Here is a 16277-nt window from a genome sequence, read left to right as displayed (position 1 = left end):
TGGAAAAGTGACATGAAAAAGAAACCCGGAACATCATCCAAGGTTACTTTTTTGATCTTGCTTCTGAATTTCGGTAATTTTCGCAAGCAGGATATGCTGCGGCATATGCATGATTTGTTCAAGAGGGAGATTTAAGCTTTCCGAAAGTTTTTGCGCCGTTTCGGCAGATATTTGTAAAGGTTTCATAAAGTCCTCCATTTTATATTGTACCCCAGCGTACAGAGTAAGCAACAGTGAATATTGACTCCGATATATATTGTAACATCATATGACAAGTGAGTTGGAAGAAAAAGAAAAAAGCGATATAAATAAAGAGGAGGTGATCGTCTTGAATTCGACATTATCTGCGCTGAAAAAGAAATTGTATGAACAGCAGATCAGAGCGAAAGGGCTTTACACATTTGAAGAGTACAAAGATATGCGCAATGTGCTGCAAACGCTGCGTATGAAATTTGCGGCCTATGAAGAATGGGATTTGTACCAACATGCGACCGATTTGATGGTCAGCATGCTTTTGAAAAACAATTGGAACAGCCGGCTGGATTAATAGTGGAATCTAAAAAAACACCTCGGCCGAGGTGTTTAATAAGACCGTTCGTCTTCTTTGTTGTCCTGCCGGTCATAGATGACAAGCTTCGCAGGACGATTCTCTTTCGCCATCTTTTCTCCTTTTTCCACGGCTTCTGTCCTTGTGTCATAAAGCTCAACAGGCGCCGTATCTTCCAGTTTCATAAACCATCCTTCCGTCTCGGCATTCGGTGTCACCGTATAGACCTTCATGAAAAACAACCTCCCCAAACATGTTTACTGATTTGTTTTCCCGGATAGATCAGGGGAGCAAACATCCTCACAGCCGTTCTCCCTTTCTATGAAAATATTTCTACAAAAAGCGAGTCTACTTTTTTTCTGTAAAAATGGTAAAATAGACGTTGGATTATTTTTAAATGGGAGGACGGTGCTTAACATGACAGATCTTCTGAATGACAGGCTGCCGCCGCAAAATATCGAAGCCGAACAGGCCGTGTTAGGTGCTGTTTTTTTAGAACCATCAGCTTTAACATTGGCGTCAGAAGTCTTGATTCCAGATGATTTTTACAGAATGTCGCACCAAAAAATATATAACGCCATGCTTGTTCTTGGGGACCGCGGCGAGCCTGTAGACCTGGTGACGGTGACATCAGAGCTTGCGAACACGGACCTTTTGGAAGAGGTTGGCGGTATTTCTTATTTGACGGATATTGCAAATTCTGTGCCGACTGCGGCTAATATAGAGTATTATGCAAAAATCGTGGAAGAAAAATCGATTCTCCGCCGCTTGATCCGTACGGCAACGACGATTGCCCAGGACGGATATACAAGGGAAGATGAAGTCGAAGACCTCTTAAGCGAAGCAGAAAAAACGATTATGGAAGTCGCCCAGCGCAAAAACTCCGGGGCCTTTCAAAATATTAAAGATGTGCTCGTTCAAACTTACGATAATATTGAACAGCTCCACAACAGAAAAGGAGACATCACCGGGATCCCGACAGGTTTTACCGAGCTTGACCGAATGACGGCGGGCTTTCAAAGAAACGATTTGATCATCGTAGCTGCCCGTCCGTCAGTCGGTAAAACCGCTTTTGCCTTAAACATCGCCCAAAACGTGGCGACTAAAACCGATGAAAGCGTCGCGATCTTCAGCCTTGAGATGGGCGCCGAACAGCTGGTCATGCGGATGCTCTGTGCGGAAGGCAACATCAATGCCCAGAATCTCCGGACCGGAAACCTGACGGAAGAGGATTGGGGCAAGCTGACAATGGCGATGGGAAGCTTATCAAACAGCGGAATTTTCATCGATGATACACCGGGGATCCGCGTCAGCGAAATCCGTTCCAAGTGCAGACGGTTAAAGCAGGAGAACGGCCTCGGCATGATTTTGATCGACTACCTGCAGCTCATCCAAGGAAGCGGCAGATCCAGTGACAACCGTCAGCAGGAAGTGTCGGAAATATCCCGTGCGCTGAAAGCGCTGGCGAGGGAGCTTGAAGTTCCGGTCATCGCCCTTTCACAGCTTTCCCGGGGCGTCGAGCAGCGCCAGGACAAGCGTCCGATGATGTCGGACATCCGGGAATCGGGAAGTATCGAGCAGGACGCCGATATCGTTGCGTTCCTGTATCGCGATGATTACTATGACAAAGAATCTGAGAATAAAAACATCATTGAAATCATTATTGCAAAACAAAGGAACGGCCCGGTCGGGACCGTCTCACTCGCTTTTGTAAAAGAATATAATAAGTTCGTCAACCTGGAACGCCGGTTTGATGACGCAGGTGTTGCGCCTGGTGCTTAAATCCCTGAGACATGCTCTCAGGGATTTTTCTTTTTTCTTGCATTGCGGTTTTTACCGATTTCAAATAACCCCGTTGCTGTTAACCCGGCCAGTCCTCCGGACCATAAACGGAGCACGAGTTCAAGGTCTGTAAAAGGATATGCTGCGGCTCCGATCAGCAAACCTATCAAGAGTGAAACGAGCGGAATCAAGTTTTTCGGCACCTTGACCGTCTTCTTCACCAATTCGACCAGCGCCAAAATGATCGGCGATAAAACGGATGCAAAAATTAATACTGTCTCCATCGGCATCTCCCTCCTTACTTTATTGAATATTTGCGTTGCCGGTTTTTTATGTATCTTTGTCCAAGAAAAAACGTTTTTTTTAAGATTTAACTTACAGACTGTCTATTAAAAAGAAAATATATGAAATTTGCTTTATAATAACGAACGAAAATGTTCTGTTTTAAAATTAATGTTCGGATTTCCAATTGACTTTAGGGGATGACACTGATAAACTGAATGTGTTTGATATTGATATCGATTGAAAAGGTTAACGGAGGTGCACGGATATGTCTTCAGTAGTTGTTGTAGGTACGCAGTGGGGTGACGAAGGAAAAGGCAAAATCACCGATTTCCTTTCCGAAAACGCAGAGGTAATCGCACGGTACCAAGGCGGAAATAACGCAGGACATACGATTAAATTCAACGGGGTAACGTACAAACTGCATTTGATTCCATCCGGTATTTTTTATAAGGATAAAACGTGTGTGATCGGCAACGGAATGGTTGTTGATCCGAAAGCATTGGTGACGGAGCTGGCTTATCTTCATGAGCGGAACGTCAGCACGGACAATTTGAGAATCTCCAACAGGGCCCATGTCATTCTGCCGTATCATTTAAAGCTTGATGCGGTCGAAGAAGAGCGGAAAGGGGCCAATAAAATCGGCACGACGAAAAAAGGAATCGGCCCGGCTTATATGGATAAAGCCGCTCGCGTCGGAATCCGCATCGCCGATCTGTTGGACAGGGAGGTCTTTGAAGAAAAGCTCGCCCGCAATTTAGAAGAAAAAAACCGTCTGCTGGAAAAAATGTACGATGCGGAAGGGTTTAAAATAGAAGACATTTTAGACGAATACTATGAGTACGGCCAGCAGATCAAACAATATGTCTGCGACACATCCGTCGTCTTAAACGACGCGCTTGATGACGGCCGCCGCGTTTTATTCGAAGGGGCGCAAGGGGTTATGCTTGATATCGACCAAGGGACATATCCGTTTGTTACGTCTTCAAACCCTGTCGCCGGCGGCGTGACGATCGGCTCAGGTGTGGGACCGACAAAAATCCAGCATGTTGTTGGTGTATCGAAAGCTTACACAACGCGTGTCGGAGACGGGCCGTTCCCGACAGAGCTGAACAATGAGATCGGAGACCAGATCCGTGAGGTCGGTCGCGAATACGGAACAACTACAGGGCGCCCGCGCCGCGTCGGCTGGTTTGACAGCGTGGTTGTCCGCCATGCCCGCCGCGTCAGTGGAATAACCGACCTTTCATTAAATTCAATTGACGTATTGACCGGTATTGAAACGTTGAAAATCTGTGTCGCTTACAAATACCGCGGCGAGATCCTCGAAGAGTTCCCGGCAAGTTTAAAAGCGCTCGCTGAATGTGAGCCTGTCTATGAAGAAATGCCTGGCTGGACAGAAGATATCACAGGAGCGAAAAGCTTGAGCGATCTGCCTGAAAATGCCCGCCATTACCTAGAGCGAGTTTCTCAGCTGACAGGCATTCCGCTTTCTATTTTCTCAGTCGGTCCTGACCGCTCTCAAACAAATGTAGTGAGAAGCGTTTATCGTCCGAACTAAATTCCAGAAGAGCCTCTGCAGTTCGCAGGGGCTTTGTTTTTCAATGACAAGGAGGGCAAACGGGTGGAACGTGTCGATGTTGTATATTCATTCGCGGAAGAGAACGGAAACATCCTGATGGTGAAAAATAAGAAAAATCAATCGTGGACGCTACCGGGCGGCAAGGTGGAAGCTGGAGAATCGCTGACAGAAGCCGCGGCGAGAGAAATGAAGGAAGAAACAGGCTACGGGATTCAGCCTCTTGATATATTAGCTATAAATGAAGCGATAATCGGCGGCGAGCATGTATATTTCATCGTCTTTAGAGCCCAGGTCACCGACCGTCCGAATGCCATCACGTTTGACGAGAACATTGTTGAAGCCAAGTGGATGCCGCTTCATGAAGCTGACCGGCTGCTGTCTGTATTTAATCCGAATGGAATCATGCACTGGCTGAACCGCGAAGGGGCGGAGTATCATCACGAAGGGAAAAAATAATAGAAAAAAATAAAAAAATATATTGCCACTTCTGTTCGTTCTATGATAATATAAATCTCGTTGTTGCGAAAACAACGAAACGAGCCATTAGCTCAGTTGGTAGAGCACGTCCGAATATGCTTCGGAGAATTCGCTTCAGCGTACACATCGAGAGACATCCCGAAAAAACTTCCTGAGATGTGGACGTCGTTATTTTAGATTGAAACTAAGGGTGTCATTTAATCTTGAGCCATTAGCTCAGTTGGTAGAGCATCTGACTTTTAATCAGAGGGTCGAAGGTTCGAGTCCTTCATGGCTCACCATTTCCCTGGCCCGTTGGTCAAGCGGTTAAGACACCGCCCTTTCACGGCGGTAACACGGGTTCGAATCCCGTACGGGTCATTGATTTACTTTAGCGTAATTGCTAAATCCCCGCTTGCTCCGGAGGAGACCACGATTCTTCTCCGAAGCAGGTACTGTAAACATGCAAGGTCCGGTAGTTCAGTTGGTTAGAATGCCTGCCTGTCACGCAGGAGGTCGCGGGTTCGAGTCCCGTCCGGACCGCCATTTTAAAAAAGTTACATACCCGGCTCGGTAGCTCAGTTGGTAGAGCAACGGACTGAAAATCCGTGTGTCGGCGGTTCGATTCCGTCCCGAGCCACTCTAAAAAGCGCGTCTGTTTTTAAGCAGATGCGTTTTCTTTTAGCTGAAATCAAGGAAATAAAATGCTGAAGGAATAAAAAGGAGAAAAAAAGGGAGGCCGGTAACCCGGCCGAAGAAGAAGACGTTACTATATAGACGGTCTTGAAGGGAAAGATGTTTCATTTTTCAGTAAAAAAAGTCACAAAAATTTAATTGTTGTGATAAAAGCGGAAAAATTGCAGGTGGATTTAATTTCCAAACGTTTTCCTTTGAACTATTTTTTTAACTTTTGCTTCATAAACGTTATAATGTATAAGAAATCTATTTTCTAGAAAGTGTTTTTTAATGACGACATGCAGTGTACTTGATATAAAACTTAGGCAGCCATCCGCTGGCTGTATTGTATCCAAACTCTGAACCAGGAGGAACGAATAATGGAAAAAAAGATACTAGTTGTAGATGATGAAAAGCCGATTGCTGATATTTTAGAGTTTAATCTGAAAAAAGAGGGCTATGAAGTCCATTGCGCATACGACGGCAATGAAGCGATTCAGATGGTTGAGGATCTCAACCCTGATATGATTCTGCTCGACATCATGCTTCCGAACAAAGACGGTGTGGAAGTGTGCCGTGAAGTCCGCAAAAAATATGATATGCCCATCATTATGCTGACAGCAAAGGATTCGGAAATCGATAAAGTCATCGGCCTTGAACTGGGCGCTGACGACTATGTGACAAAGCCGTTCAGCACCCGCGAACTGCTGGCGCGTGTCAAAGCGAACCTGAGAAGACAGAACACAGCGGCTCCTGCCGAAGAAGAATCGTCTTCAAACGAAATTCAAATCGGATCGCTCGTCATTTTTCCGGATGCCTATGTCGTTTCAAAACGCGACGAGACAATCGAGCTGACTCATCGGGAATTCGAACTGCTGCATTACCTTGCAAAACATATCGGACAGGTCATGACGCGTGAGCATCTGCTGCAAACCGTGTGGGGATACGACTACTTTGGAGATGTCCGGACAGTTGACGTTACGGTCAGACGCCTTCGTGAAAAAATCGAGGATAATCCGAGTCACCCAAGCTGGATCGTCACAAGGCGCGGTGTCGGCTACTATTTGAGAAATCCGGAACAGGACTAATACCAAAATGAATAAAGTCAGTTTTTTTCGCTCGATTCATTTTAAGTTTACCTTAATATACGTTCTGCTGATTATCGTTGCCATGCAGATTATCGGCGTCTACTTTGTCAATGAGATGGAGAAGTCACTTCTTAAATCGTATAATGACTCTCTTGACCAGCGGGTGAACAACCTCTCGTATTATCTGGAACAGGAAATGACGAAGGATAGAAGCACGTCTTCCTCGACTACCTTGAAAGAAGACGCAGAGAGGATTCTAAATGATTTCAGCAAGGAAGGCGAAATTCTCGAAGTCAGTCTGATTGATAAAAGCTATGAAGTCATCGCGACCTCCAATCCTTATAACCGTGAGGTGGCGGGGAAAAAGACAACAGAGGGCATTATTAAAAGGACACTGCTTGTCGGTATTCCGTACGAAAATAAATTTTTCGACCCGGAGCGGGACAGCAAAGTACGGATTTCAGTCACGCCGATTAAAAAATCGAATCAAGAGACGATCGGGGCCATTTATGTCGTGGCATCGATGGATAATGTCTACAACCAAATCCGGACGATCAACACCATTTTAGCGTCTGGAACTTTTATTGCGCTTGGAATCACTGCATTCCTCGGGATTTTTGTCGCGCGAACGATTACACATCCGCTGTCAGATATGAGAAAGCAGGCCATTGAACTGGCGAAAGGAAATTTCTCAAGAAAAGTCAGGAAGTACGGAAACGATGAAATCGGCCAGCTGGCCACAACGTTTAATTATTTAACGAGAGAGCTGAAAGAAGCTCAGTCCATGACAGAAGGCGAACGAAAAAAACTATCTTCTGTTATTGCCTATATGACAGACGGGGTTATCGCGACAAACCGAAATGGCGCGATTATTTTGCTTAATACGCCGGCACTGGAGCTTTTAAATGTTTCACGTGAAACGGCTCTCGAAATGCCGATTACCTCACTGCTCGGCCTTGACGACGAATACACGTTCGAAGATTTGGTTGAACAGCAGGATTCGCTCCTTCTTGAAATTGAACAGGAAGAACGGACGTCTGTGCTTCGCGTCAATTTCTCGGTCATCCAAAAAGAACACGGAAAGATTGACGGGTTGATTGCGGTTATTTACGATGTCACAGAACAAGAGCAGATCGATCAAGAACGGAGAGAGTTTGTGGCAAATGTCTCCCACGAACTCAGAACGCCGCTCACAACGATGCGCAGCTATTTAGAAGCGCTTGCGGAAGGCGCGTGGCAGGATCCAAACATTGCGCCGCGCTTCTTGAATGTGACACAGAATGAAACAGAGCGCATGATCAGGCTTGTCAACGACTTGCTGCAGCTTTCAAAGTTTGACAGCAAGGATTATCAATTCAATAAAGAATGGATTCATTTTATCCGTTTCTTCTCATTGATTATTGAGCGCTTTGAAATGACGAAAGAGCAGCATGTTGAATTTATCAGCAATCTGCCGGATAGAGAATTGTATGTTGAAATCGACCCGGACAAGATTACGCAAGTGCTGGATAATATCATTTCAAATGCATTGAAATATTCCCCTGAAGGAGGCCACATCACGTTCTCTGTTGATGTAAATGAAGAAGAAGAGCTTCTTTATATCAGTGTCAAAGACGAAGGCGTCGGCATTCCGAGAAAAGACATGGAAAAGATCTTCGAGCGTTTCTATCGTGTAGATAAAGCCAGAACAAGAAGACTCGGCGGTACGGGGCTCGGTCTTGCGATCGCAAAAGAAATGGTACAAGCCCATGGCGGCGACATCTGGGCCGACAGTATCGAAGGAAAAGGAACAACGATCACATTTACCCTGCCGTATAAAGAAGAACAAGAGGATGATTGGGATGAAGCGTGAAACAATTAAAACGATAATACTGTCCCTTTTGGTTTTGATCAGTCTTCTTTTTACTTTTAATATTTGGGGATTTCAGGGGAATTACGAAAAAGTGGAAGATTCACAGGCTCAGGTCAGCGACAAACAGCCGATTACAAATCAGACAAAATTGTTAAATGAAGCCGTCAAACCGCAGCAAATGTTCATTCATGAGAATGGACAGCATTATTTGCTGAATGATACGACGCTCTATTCTCAGCTTTGGGATGACATGAGCCGATGGGAAGTCAAATCGTTAAAGGATATTTCGGACAAATTTGACAGGCAGCAGTTCAAAAACTGGCTGTACGCTAAAAATAAAGAATCCAAATTGGATCTCGTCTTTAGTGACAATATTCCAATCGATGTGCTGCAGCCGCTTTTCAAATGGTCCGCCAATTCTTATGAATACAACTCTTTTGACAGAATCGTTCTTCCTTTCAATGAAGGACGGGGCATGAAAAAAATCTACTTTGTATCCTTCAGTAAAGAGACAGTTGTTGAAGCGGTGATTGAATCGGCTAATTACCGCAACATCCTTGCAGACATTGAAAAAGAAAAATCGCAGATGCCTCTTTACGAGGACTTTGCAATCAATTCGCGCAGAGATGTTTTGCTTCCGGTTAATAGGCTGAAGCTGTCTGAAAAAGAGTATTTTACAGAAACGATCAGCCCGACGCGTTTTAAAAAGGCTTTATTTGATGATCCGCAAACCGTCCGGCAGGAAACCAACTTAAACCGACCTGTATATACGGACGGAACAAGCCTTTTGGAGGTCTACTCGAACAATAGACAGATTAAGTTCCAGCACCGCAACCTGGAACCGAGTTCTGCTTATCAAAATGGAGAGCTGATCAATAAAAGCTTTAAATATTTAAACGACACGGGAAGCTGGACGGATGATTATCAATTTTTCGGCTTGAATGAAAATCAGCAGGTCAACTTTAATCTGTTTATGGATCAGCTGCCGGTCGTTAACAGCCAAAACCAGCCTTTCGGAACGACATCGATTGAACTTCGCTGGGCAAACAACGACATATTGGATTATAAACACCCAACATATGTCTTGGGCGCAAACGCTAATCCGGTCAGCAAAAAGGATAAAGAAATCATGAGCGGAGAAGAATTGATTCAGTTCCTGCAAGACAATGAAGAGTATGACTTTGATAAGATTGAGCAAATTTTTCCTGCCTATGAAATGGTCTCAGTATCAGAGGAACAAGACCCTCTTGTCAAACTTGTGCCGACTTGGTGCATTAAAATAAACGGTACGATAAAGCCGGTATCAAAGAAGGATTCAGCGGTGAAGGAGGGCATTGAGAATGGAGTGGAATAGAACAAAAACAATCTTCATTATCGTCTTCCTCATCCTTGATATCTTTTTGGCCTTTCAATACTTTGATAAGCGCAGCAACAATCAGTTTCCGATTTTAGAAAAATCAACGCTGCAGGAAGATATGAAAGCAGACCATATTTCATACGGAAACTTGTCTAAAGAGACGTCAAAAGGCTCCTCAATCTCTGCACAAAAGCGAGTCTTTAAGCAGAGCGAGATTAAATCGTTAAAAGGGCAAAAGCCGAAGGCGTTAATGAATACTGCAAAAAATAACGCTTTGACGGAAATAGAAATGGAATTTGAAACACCCATTGCACTTCCGAAAACGGATATGAAGACAAAAGCAAGGGAAATCGTCAACGAAGAGATTATCGACGGCAACAAGTACAAGCTTTGGAAAGTCGATAAGTCCGGAAAACAGATCGTTTTCTTCCAAACCTATAATGGAAATTACATTTTTCAGGATCGGCAAAACGATGATAACAACGAGATGGGCGAGGTCGTTCTGTACCTGAATAATAAAAACGAAGTTGTTTCGTATAAGCAGTCGATGCTGCAGGATATAAAAGAAGTCAAAACGGAAAATCTGGTCTCTGCAGTCGGCGCGGTTGAAGCTTTGTACTATCCGGATTATTTGAAGAAGTACAGCAAAATTAAATCAGCCGAGCTTGGCTATTTCACGCAGTATCCGCTGGCAAGCGCGCAAATTTTCGTGCCCGTTTGGCGGATCGAAGTGGAGCGCAAAACGGACGATAAAACCATTCACGAAGAATTTATCGTGGATGCACGGGATGGAGCGCTTCTTCAATCACAAGAGAAAAAGGAAAAATCATAATGGAGTGAGAAACCATGAGCCTGCAATTTAGCGTACTTGCGAGCGGGAGTACCGGTAATGCTTTATATTTGGAAACCGATGACCACGCTTTTTTAGTTGACGCAGGACTTAGCGGGAAGGCGATGGAAGGGCTGATGGCGCAAATTGATCGAAAGCTTGATCAGCTTGACGGCATTTTTGTTACGCATGAGCACAGTGATCATATTAAAGGACTTGGTGTGCTGGCAAGAAAATATGAGCTGCCCGTTTACGCCAATGAAAAAACGTGGAAGGCGATGGAAGGGCATATCGGCAAAATGGATAACGGCCAAAAATTCGTATTTCCAATAGAAACCGTCAAATCGTTCGGCTCCCTCGATGTCGAATCGTTTGGCGTATCCCACGACGCCGCAGAGCCGATGTTTTACGTTTTTCATTATAATGGCCGAAAGCTCGCTTTGATTACGGATACGGGCTATGTCAGCGACAGAATGAAAGGCATTATCCGCTCGGCAAACGCTTTTGTTTTTGAATGCAATCATGATGTCGGCATGCTGCAAATGGGCCGCTATCCGTGGAATATCAAGCGCCGGATTTTAAGCGATGTCGGACACGTATCCAATGAGGACGCGGCACTCGCAATGACCGATGTAATCGGTGATGAGACATCGAGAATTTATTTGGCTCATTTAAGCCAGGACAACAACATGAAAGAGCTGGCGAGAATGTCCGTCCAGCAAACGTTGGCTGCCAAAGGATTTGCGGCGGGAGAAACGTTTGACTTATATGATACCGATCCTAAGAAACCGACACCTCTCGTAGCGGTGTAATTTTCCCGATTGAATGATTAATCTGCGGGCAGATGATCCACACTATATACATATATCGTTCCTTGAAAGGATTTGAATATAGTGGAGTTTAATCATGATGAGGAAAAGTTCGTTCGGGAAAAGCCGGTGAGAAATTGGAGAAGCTTTTTGTTTTCAAGCCTGGTCGGCGCCGTTATCGGCGCTCTTTTAACAGTGTTTGCCTTGCCGTACCTCTCGCAGCAGGGATGGCTGCCGTACAATCTGCAAGTCATTGAAGCGCACGGAGGTCAAGGAGCTCAACAGGGCGGTGTGGTCCGCAATGTATCCGTCAACGTGAACAATGAAGTCACACAAGTGGTCTCTAAGGTTTCTGATTCTGTTGTCGGCGTTATCAACATCCAAAAAACCGGTGTATGGGATGGAGACAGTGAAGCGGGAACAGGCTCGGGCGTTATTTATAAAAAGAACGGCAACACGTCCCACATTGTGACCAACCACCATGTCATTGAAGGGGCATCCCAAATCGAAGTCAGCCTGAATGACGGAACGCGGATTCCGGCAAAACTGATCGGCAGTGATAAACTGATGGATCTGGCCGTCCTGCAAGTCAGCAGCAATAAAATAAAAGCGGCTGCTGAATTCGGAAATTCTGATAAAGTGAAAACAGGCGAGCCTGTCATCGCGATTGGAAACCCGCTCGGCCTGCAGTTTTCAGGATCTGTTACACAAGGAATCATCTCAGGAACCGAACGCGCTGTTCCGGTCGATTCAAACGGAGACGGGCAGCCGGACTGGAATGCCGAAGTATTGCAGACGGATGCTGCCATTAACCCGGGAAACAGCGGAGGCGGGCTGTTTAATATTGATGGAAAAGTCATCGGTATTAATTCGATGAAAATCGCTGAATCAGCCGTCGAAGGAATCGGCCTGAGCATTCCGGCCAACCTTGCTATTCCGGTTATCGAAGATTTGGAAACGTACGGAGAAGTAAGACGGCCGTATTTTGGAATTGAGATGAAATCACTTGGCGATATCGCAAGCTACCACTGGCAGGAAACACTTAAACTGCCGAAAGACGTAACATCAGGCGTGGTTGTGATGGGCGTTCAGCCGGTGTCTCCTGCAGGCAGAGCCGGTTTGAAAGAGCTTGATGTCATCGTCGAATTCAACGGTGACCGCGTTTACGATATCGTTGATCTGCGTAAAAAGCTCTACACCAAAAACGTCGGCGATAAGGTGAAAATCAAATACCTGCGGGGCGGCAAAGAAAGAACAACAGAAGTAAAGCTGTCCCGATCCAAATTGGGAAGCTGATCAAGACAGTCTGGCCGGTACGGCCGGGCTGTTTTTTTATTATGCCAAGTCTGGGGAATGATCGTCAAAAGGCAAAAATGGGATAGTTAGAGAGGAAAATAAGACTTTCTGGATGAATAATCTGGTTTTTAGGGTGTGAATTCCAAGTTTTTGCTTCAATAAAAATGACAGTTTCTCAAAAATGGACAAAGCATCATATTGCGTTTCAATTTCGCGTACGATATGATGGTTTAAACATTCTGACAATGGCCGCGGAGTTTGAAAAATCTGGGCGGAAAGGGAGATAAGGATGAGTCGGCATGCACTTGTATTACAATCTGATTTTGGCCTTGATGACGGGGCGGTAAATGCGATGTACGGTGTGGCTTATTCGGTTGACCATTCACTCCGGATTTTTGATTTGACGCACAACATTCCCGTTTTTCACATTTGGGAGGCTTCCTATCGGCTGCTGCAGTCTGTTTCTTATTGGCCTGAAGGCACTGTCTTCGTGTCGGTCGTCGATCCAGGGGTCGGCTCGGAACGTCGCAGCGTCGCAGTCAGAACCTCTTCCGATCAATATATCATCACACCGGACAACGGAACACTCACCCATATCAGCCGGCAAAATGGGATTGTCGAAGCGCGCTATCTTGATGAAGCGCAAAACAGGCTTCCGAGATCAGGCGAATCACATACATTCCATGGCCGCGACATTTACGCTTACACCGGGGCAAGACTGGCAGCCGGGATTCTCAGCTTCGACCGGATTGGTCCGGAAGTTTCAACAGATTCCATTGTCAAACTGCCGGTCATGGAAGCTTATATCGAAAATGATTGGATAACCGGAACGATCGACATTTTAGATATCCGGTTTGGAAACCTTTGGACAAATATCAGCCGTAAACTGTTCAAGTCACTTGATGTTCAATACGGAGATCCTGTGGAAGTCGTCATCAAACACGAGGACACCAAAGTCTATCAGCAAACGATGGCATTTGGACGGTCATTTGCCGATATGCCGGTCGGCAAGCCGGTTGTTTATATCAATTCATTAGACCGCTTGGGTATTGCCCTCAATCAAGGATCGTTTGCCAAAACACACCATATTGGCACCGGCATCAACTGGCAGATTTCTCTTCAAAAAAGTATACAGCGTTAAACAAAAGAGCCTGAATTCCATCAGGCTCTTTGTTTTTTGTTTCATTCTTATGACATAAAAACGGTTGTCACACGTTTTTCAGCTAATCGAGAAGGCGGCAATCCTCTTTAAAAAATAGTACATTTGTCATATTGGTACCTAAGTCATATTGTCTAAAACAAGAGAAAAGAATATATTGAGGGGGTGTGCCGCTGCTATGAAAAAATTCATTCAATTCATTTGTTTGGAAAACGAGTGTCCGGAGGAATGATATGAACGACAATGTGCAGACTGCGTTGAAAACGCTGTCTAATGTAAAGAGCAGAAGTATCTTGTCCGTTTTTGTGCTATGTCTGATCACACTGGGGGTTTACATACCATACTGGTTTCTATCCAGGAAAAAAAGCTTCGATTTGCTGCCTTATCATGATATTCCCTACACCACGTTAAAAGCTATCATATTTTATCATTTATTTTCGATTCCAATTAGAATATCAGCAAAAATCGCTTTTCCTGACATGCATTACAGCCTTTATATGCTGCTCGACCGCGTGATTTTGATTCTGTCCGCAGGTGTTTTGATTTACTGCGCGCTGGTGGTGACCGCTTCATTAAACAAGCTCTCAGGTAAAGAACCTGCAAATGGGTCCATTTTTGCGTTCCTTTTGAATGTCATTTACATTCAGCACAGAATCAATAAACTTTCCGAGCCGAAAAGCGAATGGCTGAGCAAAGCATCATGATCAATAAACAAGGAAGTGAAGCATTGGTGAAATCAAAAATTAAAATTGACTTAAACAAACCGAGAAAAAAACCGGCAATCCGTTTAATGCCAATGACAGAAGAAGGCTTTAAGACTTACCAGACCTATTCCATCCAGCATTACGCCATGGAGAAAGTAAAAGCGGGCACATGGACAGTGGCGGAAGCGATGGAGAAAGCAGAAGAGCAGTTTGCAGCCCTTTTGCCAAACGGCATTGAAACGGTCAACCATCATCTATGGTCAATTATGGACGACAGCGGGGATGCCGCAGGCTGGCTTTGGATCTACGCTGACCCGCACCATCCTCAAAAGGAAGCATTTATTTACGATTTCGGGCTTTATGAAGCGTACCGCGGGCAGGGAATCGGCCAGCAGGCTTTAGCCGTCTTAGAAGAAGAGGCAAAGCAATTAGGAGTCCAAAAGCTGTCCCTGCATGTATTCGCCCATAATAAAAAGGCGAAGCGGCTTTATGAAAAAATGAATTTCGAGACGACGGATTTGCGTATGAGCAAGAGGCTGTAAGATCAAAGCTGTGAGCTTTGATCTTTTTTCATGGCCAATGTTCCACATGAAACACAGCATGTCATTATTCCTAGTTGAGAGACGCGGAACATAACGAAAAAAAGACAAAATGATCCGATTGAACCCCTTTATGTTACGCAATGACAGATTGCATATTGCAAAGGTAAAAATATGACGAATAATGTCCTGTTGATTGTCGAGTTTCTGCGGGTGAACACGAAATAAGGATCAGGTAAAAGGATACATTTTTTTTATTTCGGTCAAAAAAAAGAATCCATATACCTAAGAAAATCCCAATTTGACACTTCAATGGATTTTGATTTATTGGATTCAATATAGTACATTTTGATATGGAAAGTGGAAAAGTATAGATGACAAGGATAAAAAGACCTGGAAGAACAGTTTTAAGGAAAGAAGAGTGTTTCAGCATGAGTAAGGAATTAGAAGAATTTCCGAAAATAAAACCAATATATGCGGTGTTAAACAATCATAACGTCCGGCATATACATCCCGTATTGGTTTCTCTCAAGAAGAAAGAATTTAGAACGATGCCAAATCAAGCTCCCGTATGTCGCCATTAAAGTGACACTGCTGTTAAGCGTCTTTTCAATTTTGGAGCATTTTTGGACTTTTTACTCGATCACATTTCAAAAAGAAGATCTGCTGCCATACAGCAACAGCATTTTGCTTCTCCCGCTGCGCCCCGGACACAGCTTTCTCCCGCAGCTCTCATTTCTCCTTTTTTGGACGATAAATCTAGTTAGTGCATTTAAGGTTAGAAAAGCGTTTATGGGGTTGTCTAAAAAGCCGGTTAACGGGTTTTGGACTTTCATTCTTAACGTTTCATATTTGCAGCATGTCACGAATCAGCATTCTTTAGTTGTTCAGGAAAAAGGAGAAGCAGTATAAAAAAAGATTAAAGCATCAGCGAGGTTAGCTGGTGTTTTTTATTTAGAGAGAACAGAGTTATCCAGAGGAATATAAAAGCTTGTGGATAACCTTATGAAGTCATGCTAAAACCTACTAACATGTGCATAAATAGGGTATATTGAATAAGGAGCTTTTTTATAAAAGAGCCCAATGATACAGATATTGGAGGGACTTTTATGAAGTCTTGCGAAGAGCATATTGAAACCGTCATTGACATGTATGTGGATAAAGAAGAATTGGCCCCTGAAATCAGAAAAATCGAACATACACACAGTTTATCCACAACCTGTGAATTGTGCGATAAGCCTGCAGTATATATAGTGGGGAACGAATGATCGGACACTAAATACACAACCTTTATCCACAATTGTGGATAATGCATCTGAA

At 44.3% G+C, this 16277-nt stretch carries 18 protein-coding genes and 4 tRNA genes; 19 read left to right on the top strand and 3 right to left on the bottom strand.

Annotated features, from left to right (window positions below):
• Positions 1–33: 33 nt before the first annotated feature.
• A complete protein-coding gene (locus tag QMZ64_RS06330; protein WP_301441199.1) occupies positions 34–186 on the bottom strand; it encodes a YycC family protein in 153 nt (50 codons plus the stop codon).
• 133 nt (positions 187–319) lie between these two features.
• On the opposite strand from QMZ64_RS06330, the gene QMZ64_RS06325 reads away from it, so the two are divergent.
• The gene (locus tag QMZ64_RS06325; protein WP_370510545.1) at positions 320–547 is read left to right on the top strand and encodes a hypothetical protein; all 228 of its coding nucleotides are present in this window, start codon (positions 320–322) and stop codon (positions 545–547) included.
• A gap of 35 nt (positions 548–582) precedes the next feature.
• Here QMZ64_RS06325 and QMZ64_RS06320 read toward each other — a convergent pair whose 3' ends face one another.
• Positions 583–780, bottom strand: a complete 198-nt coding sequence (locus tag QMZ64_RS06320; protein WP_265625200.1) for a DUF2188 domain-containing protein — start codon at positions 778–780, stop codon at positions 583–585.
• 184 nt (positions 781–964) lie between these two features.
• Between QMZ64_RS06320 and dnaB the strand changes: the two genes are divergently transcribed.
• A complete protein-coding gene (gene dnaB / locus QMZ64_RS06315; RefSeq protein ID WP_020453623.1) occupies positions 965–2329 on the top strand; it encodes a replicative DNA helicase in 1365 nt (454 codons plus the stop codon).
• Positions 2330–2346: 17 nt separating this feature from the next.
• Here dnaB and QMZ64_RS06310 read toward each other — a convergent pair whose 3' ends face one another.
• Positions 2347–2613 carry a holin gene (locus QMZ64_RS06310; protein ID WP_003177977.1) on the bottom strand — a complete coding sequence of 89 codons (267 nt, stop codon included), beginning with the start codon at positions 2611–2613 and terminating at the stop codon, positions 2347–2349.
• Between the two features lie 266 nt (positions 2614–2879).
• Here QMZ64_RS06310 and QMZ64_RS06305 point away from each other — a divergent pair, with 266 nt between their 5' ends.
• The 17 genes from QMZ64_RS06305 (at position 2880) to QMZ64_RS06225 (ending at position 16225) form a co-directional block, all read left to right on the top strand.
• On the top strand, positions 2880–4172 hold the full coding sequence (locus QMZ64_RS06305; RefSeq protein ID WP_020453621.1) for an adenylosuccinate synthase: 1293 nt from the start codon (positions 2880–2882) through the stop codon (positions 4170–4172).
• Between the two features lie 63 nt (positions 4173–4235).
• On the top strand, positions 4236–4649 hold the full coding sequence (locus tag QMZ64_RS06300) for an NUDIX hydrolase (RefSeq protein ID WP_301441198.1): 414 nt from the start codon (positions 4236–4238) through the stop codon (positions 4647–4649).
• Between the two features lie 226 nt (positions 4650–4875).
• A tRNA-Lys gene (locus QMZ64_RS06295) sits at positions 4876–4951 on the top strand.
• A 7-nt stretch (positions 4952–4958) separates the two neighbouring features.
• A tRNA-Glu gene (locus QMZ64_RS06290) sits at positions 4959–5030 on the top strand.
• Between the two features lie 88 nt (positions 5031–5118).
• Positions 5119–5195, top strand: a tRNA-Asp gene (locus QMZ64_RS06285).
• A 21-nt stretch (positions 5196–5216) separates the two neighbouring features.
• Positions 5217–5289, top strand: a tRNA-Phe gene (locus tag QMZ64_RS06280).
• Between the two features lie 415 nt (positions 5290–5704).
• Positions 5705–6412 (top strand): cell wall metabolism DNA-binding response regulator WalR, encoded by a 708-nt coding sequence (gene walR, locus QMZ64_RS06275; protein WP_152850118.1) that lies wholly within the window; start codon positions 5705–5707, stop codon positions 6410–6412.
• A 7-nt stretch (positions 6413–6419) separates the two neighbouring features.
• A complete protein-coding gene (gene walK, locus QMZ64_RS06270) occupies positions 6420–8264 on the top strand; it encodes a cell wall metabolism sensor histidine kinase WalK (protein ID WP_265625203.1) in 1845 nt (614 codons plus the stop codon).
• Complete coding sequence (locus QMZ64_RS06265) at positions 8254–9618, top strand: YycH family regulatory protein (RefSeq protein WP_301441197.1); 1365 nt, start codon at positions 8254–8256, stop codon at positions 9616–9618. Before walK ends, QMZ64_RS06265 begins: the two co-directional genes overlap by 11 nt.
• The gene (locus QMZ64_RS06260; RefSeq protein ID WP_035338116.1) at positions 9605–10453 is read left to right on the top strand and encodes a two-component system regulatory protein YycI; all 849 of its coding nucleotides are present in this window, start codon (positions 9605–9607) and stop codon (positions 10451–10453) included. The genes QMZ64_RS06265 and QMZ64_RS06260 overlap by 14 nt, the downstream gene beginning before the upstream one ends.
• Positions 10454–10467: 14 nt before the next feature.
• Positions 10468–11262: an MBL fold metallo-hydrolase gene (locus tag QMZ64_RS06255; RefSeq protein ID WP_301441196.1), complete on the top strand. Its 795-nt coding sequence runs from the start codon at positions 10468–10470 to the stop codon at positions 11260–11262.
• Between the two features lie 81 nt (positions 11263–11343).
• Positions 11344–12555 carry a S1C family serine protease gene (locus QMZ64_RS06250; RefSeq protein WP_301441195.1) on the top strand — a complete coding sequence of 404 codons (1212 nt, stop codon included), beginning with the start codon at positions 11344–11346 and terminating at the stop codon, positions 12553–12555.
• 289 nt (positions 12556–12844) lie between these two features.
• The gene (locus QMZ64_RS06245; protein ID WP_265625204.1) at positions 12845–13696 is read left to right on the top strand and encodes an SAM hydrolase/SAM-dependent halogenase family protein; all 852 of its coding nucleotides are present in this window, start codon (positions 12845–12847) and stop codon (positions 13694–13696) included.
• Between the two features lie 251 nt (positions 13697–13947).
• Positions 13948–14418 (top strand): hypothetical protein, encoded by a 471-nt coding sequence (locus QMZ64_RS06240; protein WP_075751786.1) that lies wholly within the window; start codon positions 13948–13950, stop codon positions 14416–14418.
• A gap of 86 nt (positions 14419–14504) precedes the next feature.
• Positions 14505–14960, top strand: a complete 456-nt coding sequence (locus QMZ64_RS06235) for a GNAT family N-acetyltransferase (RefSeq protein WP_265627878.1) — start codon at positions 14505–14507, stop codon at positions 14958–14960.
• Positions 14961–15542: 582 nt separating this feature from the next.
• Positions 15543–15869 (top strand): hypothetical protein, encoded by a 327-nt coding sequence (locus QMZ64_RS06230; protein ID WP_265625205.1) that lies wholly within the window; start codon positions 15543–15545, stop codon positions 15867–15869.
• Between the two features lie 197 nt (positions 15870–16066).
• On the top strand, positions 16067–16225 hold the full coding sequence (locus QMZ64_RS06225) for a CxxH/CxxC protein (RefSeq protein WP_265625206.1): 159 nt from the start codon (positions 16067–16069) through the stop codon (positions 16223–16225).
• Positions 16226–16277 lie beyond the last annotated feature (52 nt).

Origin of the sequence: Bacillus sp. LB7 (assembly GCF_030449715.1) — a bacterium.
Lineage (GTDB): Bacteria > Bacillota > Bacilli > Bacillales > Bacillaceae > Bacillus > Bacillus paralicheniformis.
Note: the sequence above shows the minus strand (reverse complement) of the source record. Positions and strands in the feature narration are given on the sequence as shown.

Coding starts and splice junctions, on each gene's coding strand:
- QMZ64_RS06330 (WP_301441199.1), bottom strand. CDS start 186: ATGAAACCTTTACAAATATCTGCCGAAACGGCGCAAAAACTTTCGGAA.
- QMZ64_RS06320 (WP_265625200.1), bottom strand. CDS start 780: ATGAAGGTCTATACGGTGACACCGAATGCCGAGACGGAAGGATGGTTT.
- dnaB (WP_020453623.1), top strand. CDS start 965: ATGACAGATCTTCTGAATGACAGGCTGCCGCCGCAAAATATCGAAGCC.
- QMZ64_RS06310 (WP_003177977.1), bottom strand. CDS start 2,613: ATGGAGACAGTATTAATTTTTGCATCCGTTTTATCGCCGATCATTTTG.
- QMZ64_RS06305 (WP_020453621.1), top strand. CDS start 2,880: ATGTCTTCAGTAGTTGTTGTAGGTACGCAGTGGGGTGACGAAGGAAAA.
- walR (WP_152850118.1), top strand. CDS start 5,705: ATGGAAAAAAAGATACTAGTTGTAGATGATGAAAAGCCGATTGCTGAT.
- walK (WP_265625203.1), top strand. CDS start 6,420: ATGAATAAAGTCAGTTTTTTTCGCTCGATTCATTTTAAGTTTACCTTA.
- QMZ64_RS06265 (WP_301441197.1), top strand. CDS start 8,254: ATGAAGCGTGAAACAATTAAAACGATAATACTGTCCCTTTTGGTTTTG.
- QMZ64_RS06260 (WP_035338116.1), top strand. CDS start 9,605: ATGGAGTGGAATAGAACAAAAACAATCTTCATTATCGTCTTCCTCATC.
- QMZ64_RS06255 (WP_301441196.1), top strand. CDS start 10,468: ATGAGCCTGCAATTTAGCGTACTTGCGAGCGGGAGTACCGGTAATGCT.
- QMZ64_RS06245 (WP_265625204.1), top strand. CDS start 12,845: ATGAGTCGGCATGCACTTGTATTACAATCTGATTTTGGCCTTGATGAC.
- QMZ64_RS06240 (WP_075751786.1), top strand. CDS start 13,948: ATGAACGACAATGTGCAGACTGCGTTGAAAACGCTGTCTAATGTAAAG.
- QMZ64_RS06235 (WP_265627878.1), top strand. CDS start 14,505: ATGCCAATGACAGAAGAAGGCTTTAAGACTTACCAGACCTATTCCATC.
- QMZ64_RS06225 (WP_265625206.1), top strand. CDS start 16,067: ATGAAGTCTTGCGAAGAGCATATTGAAACCGTCATTGACATGTATGTG.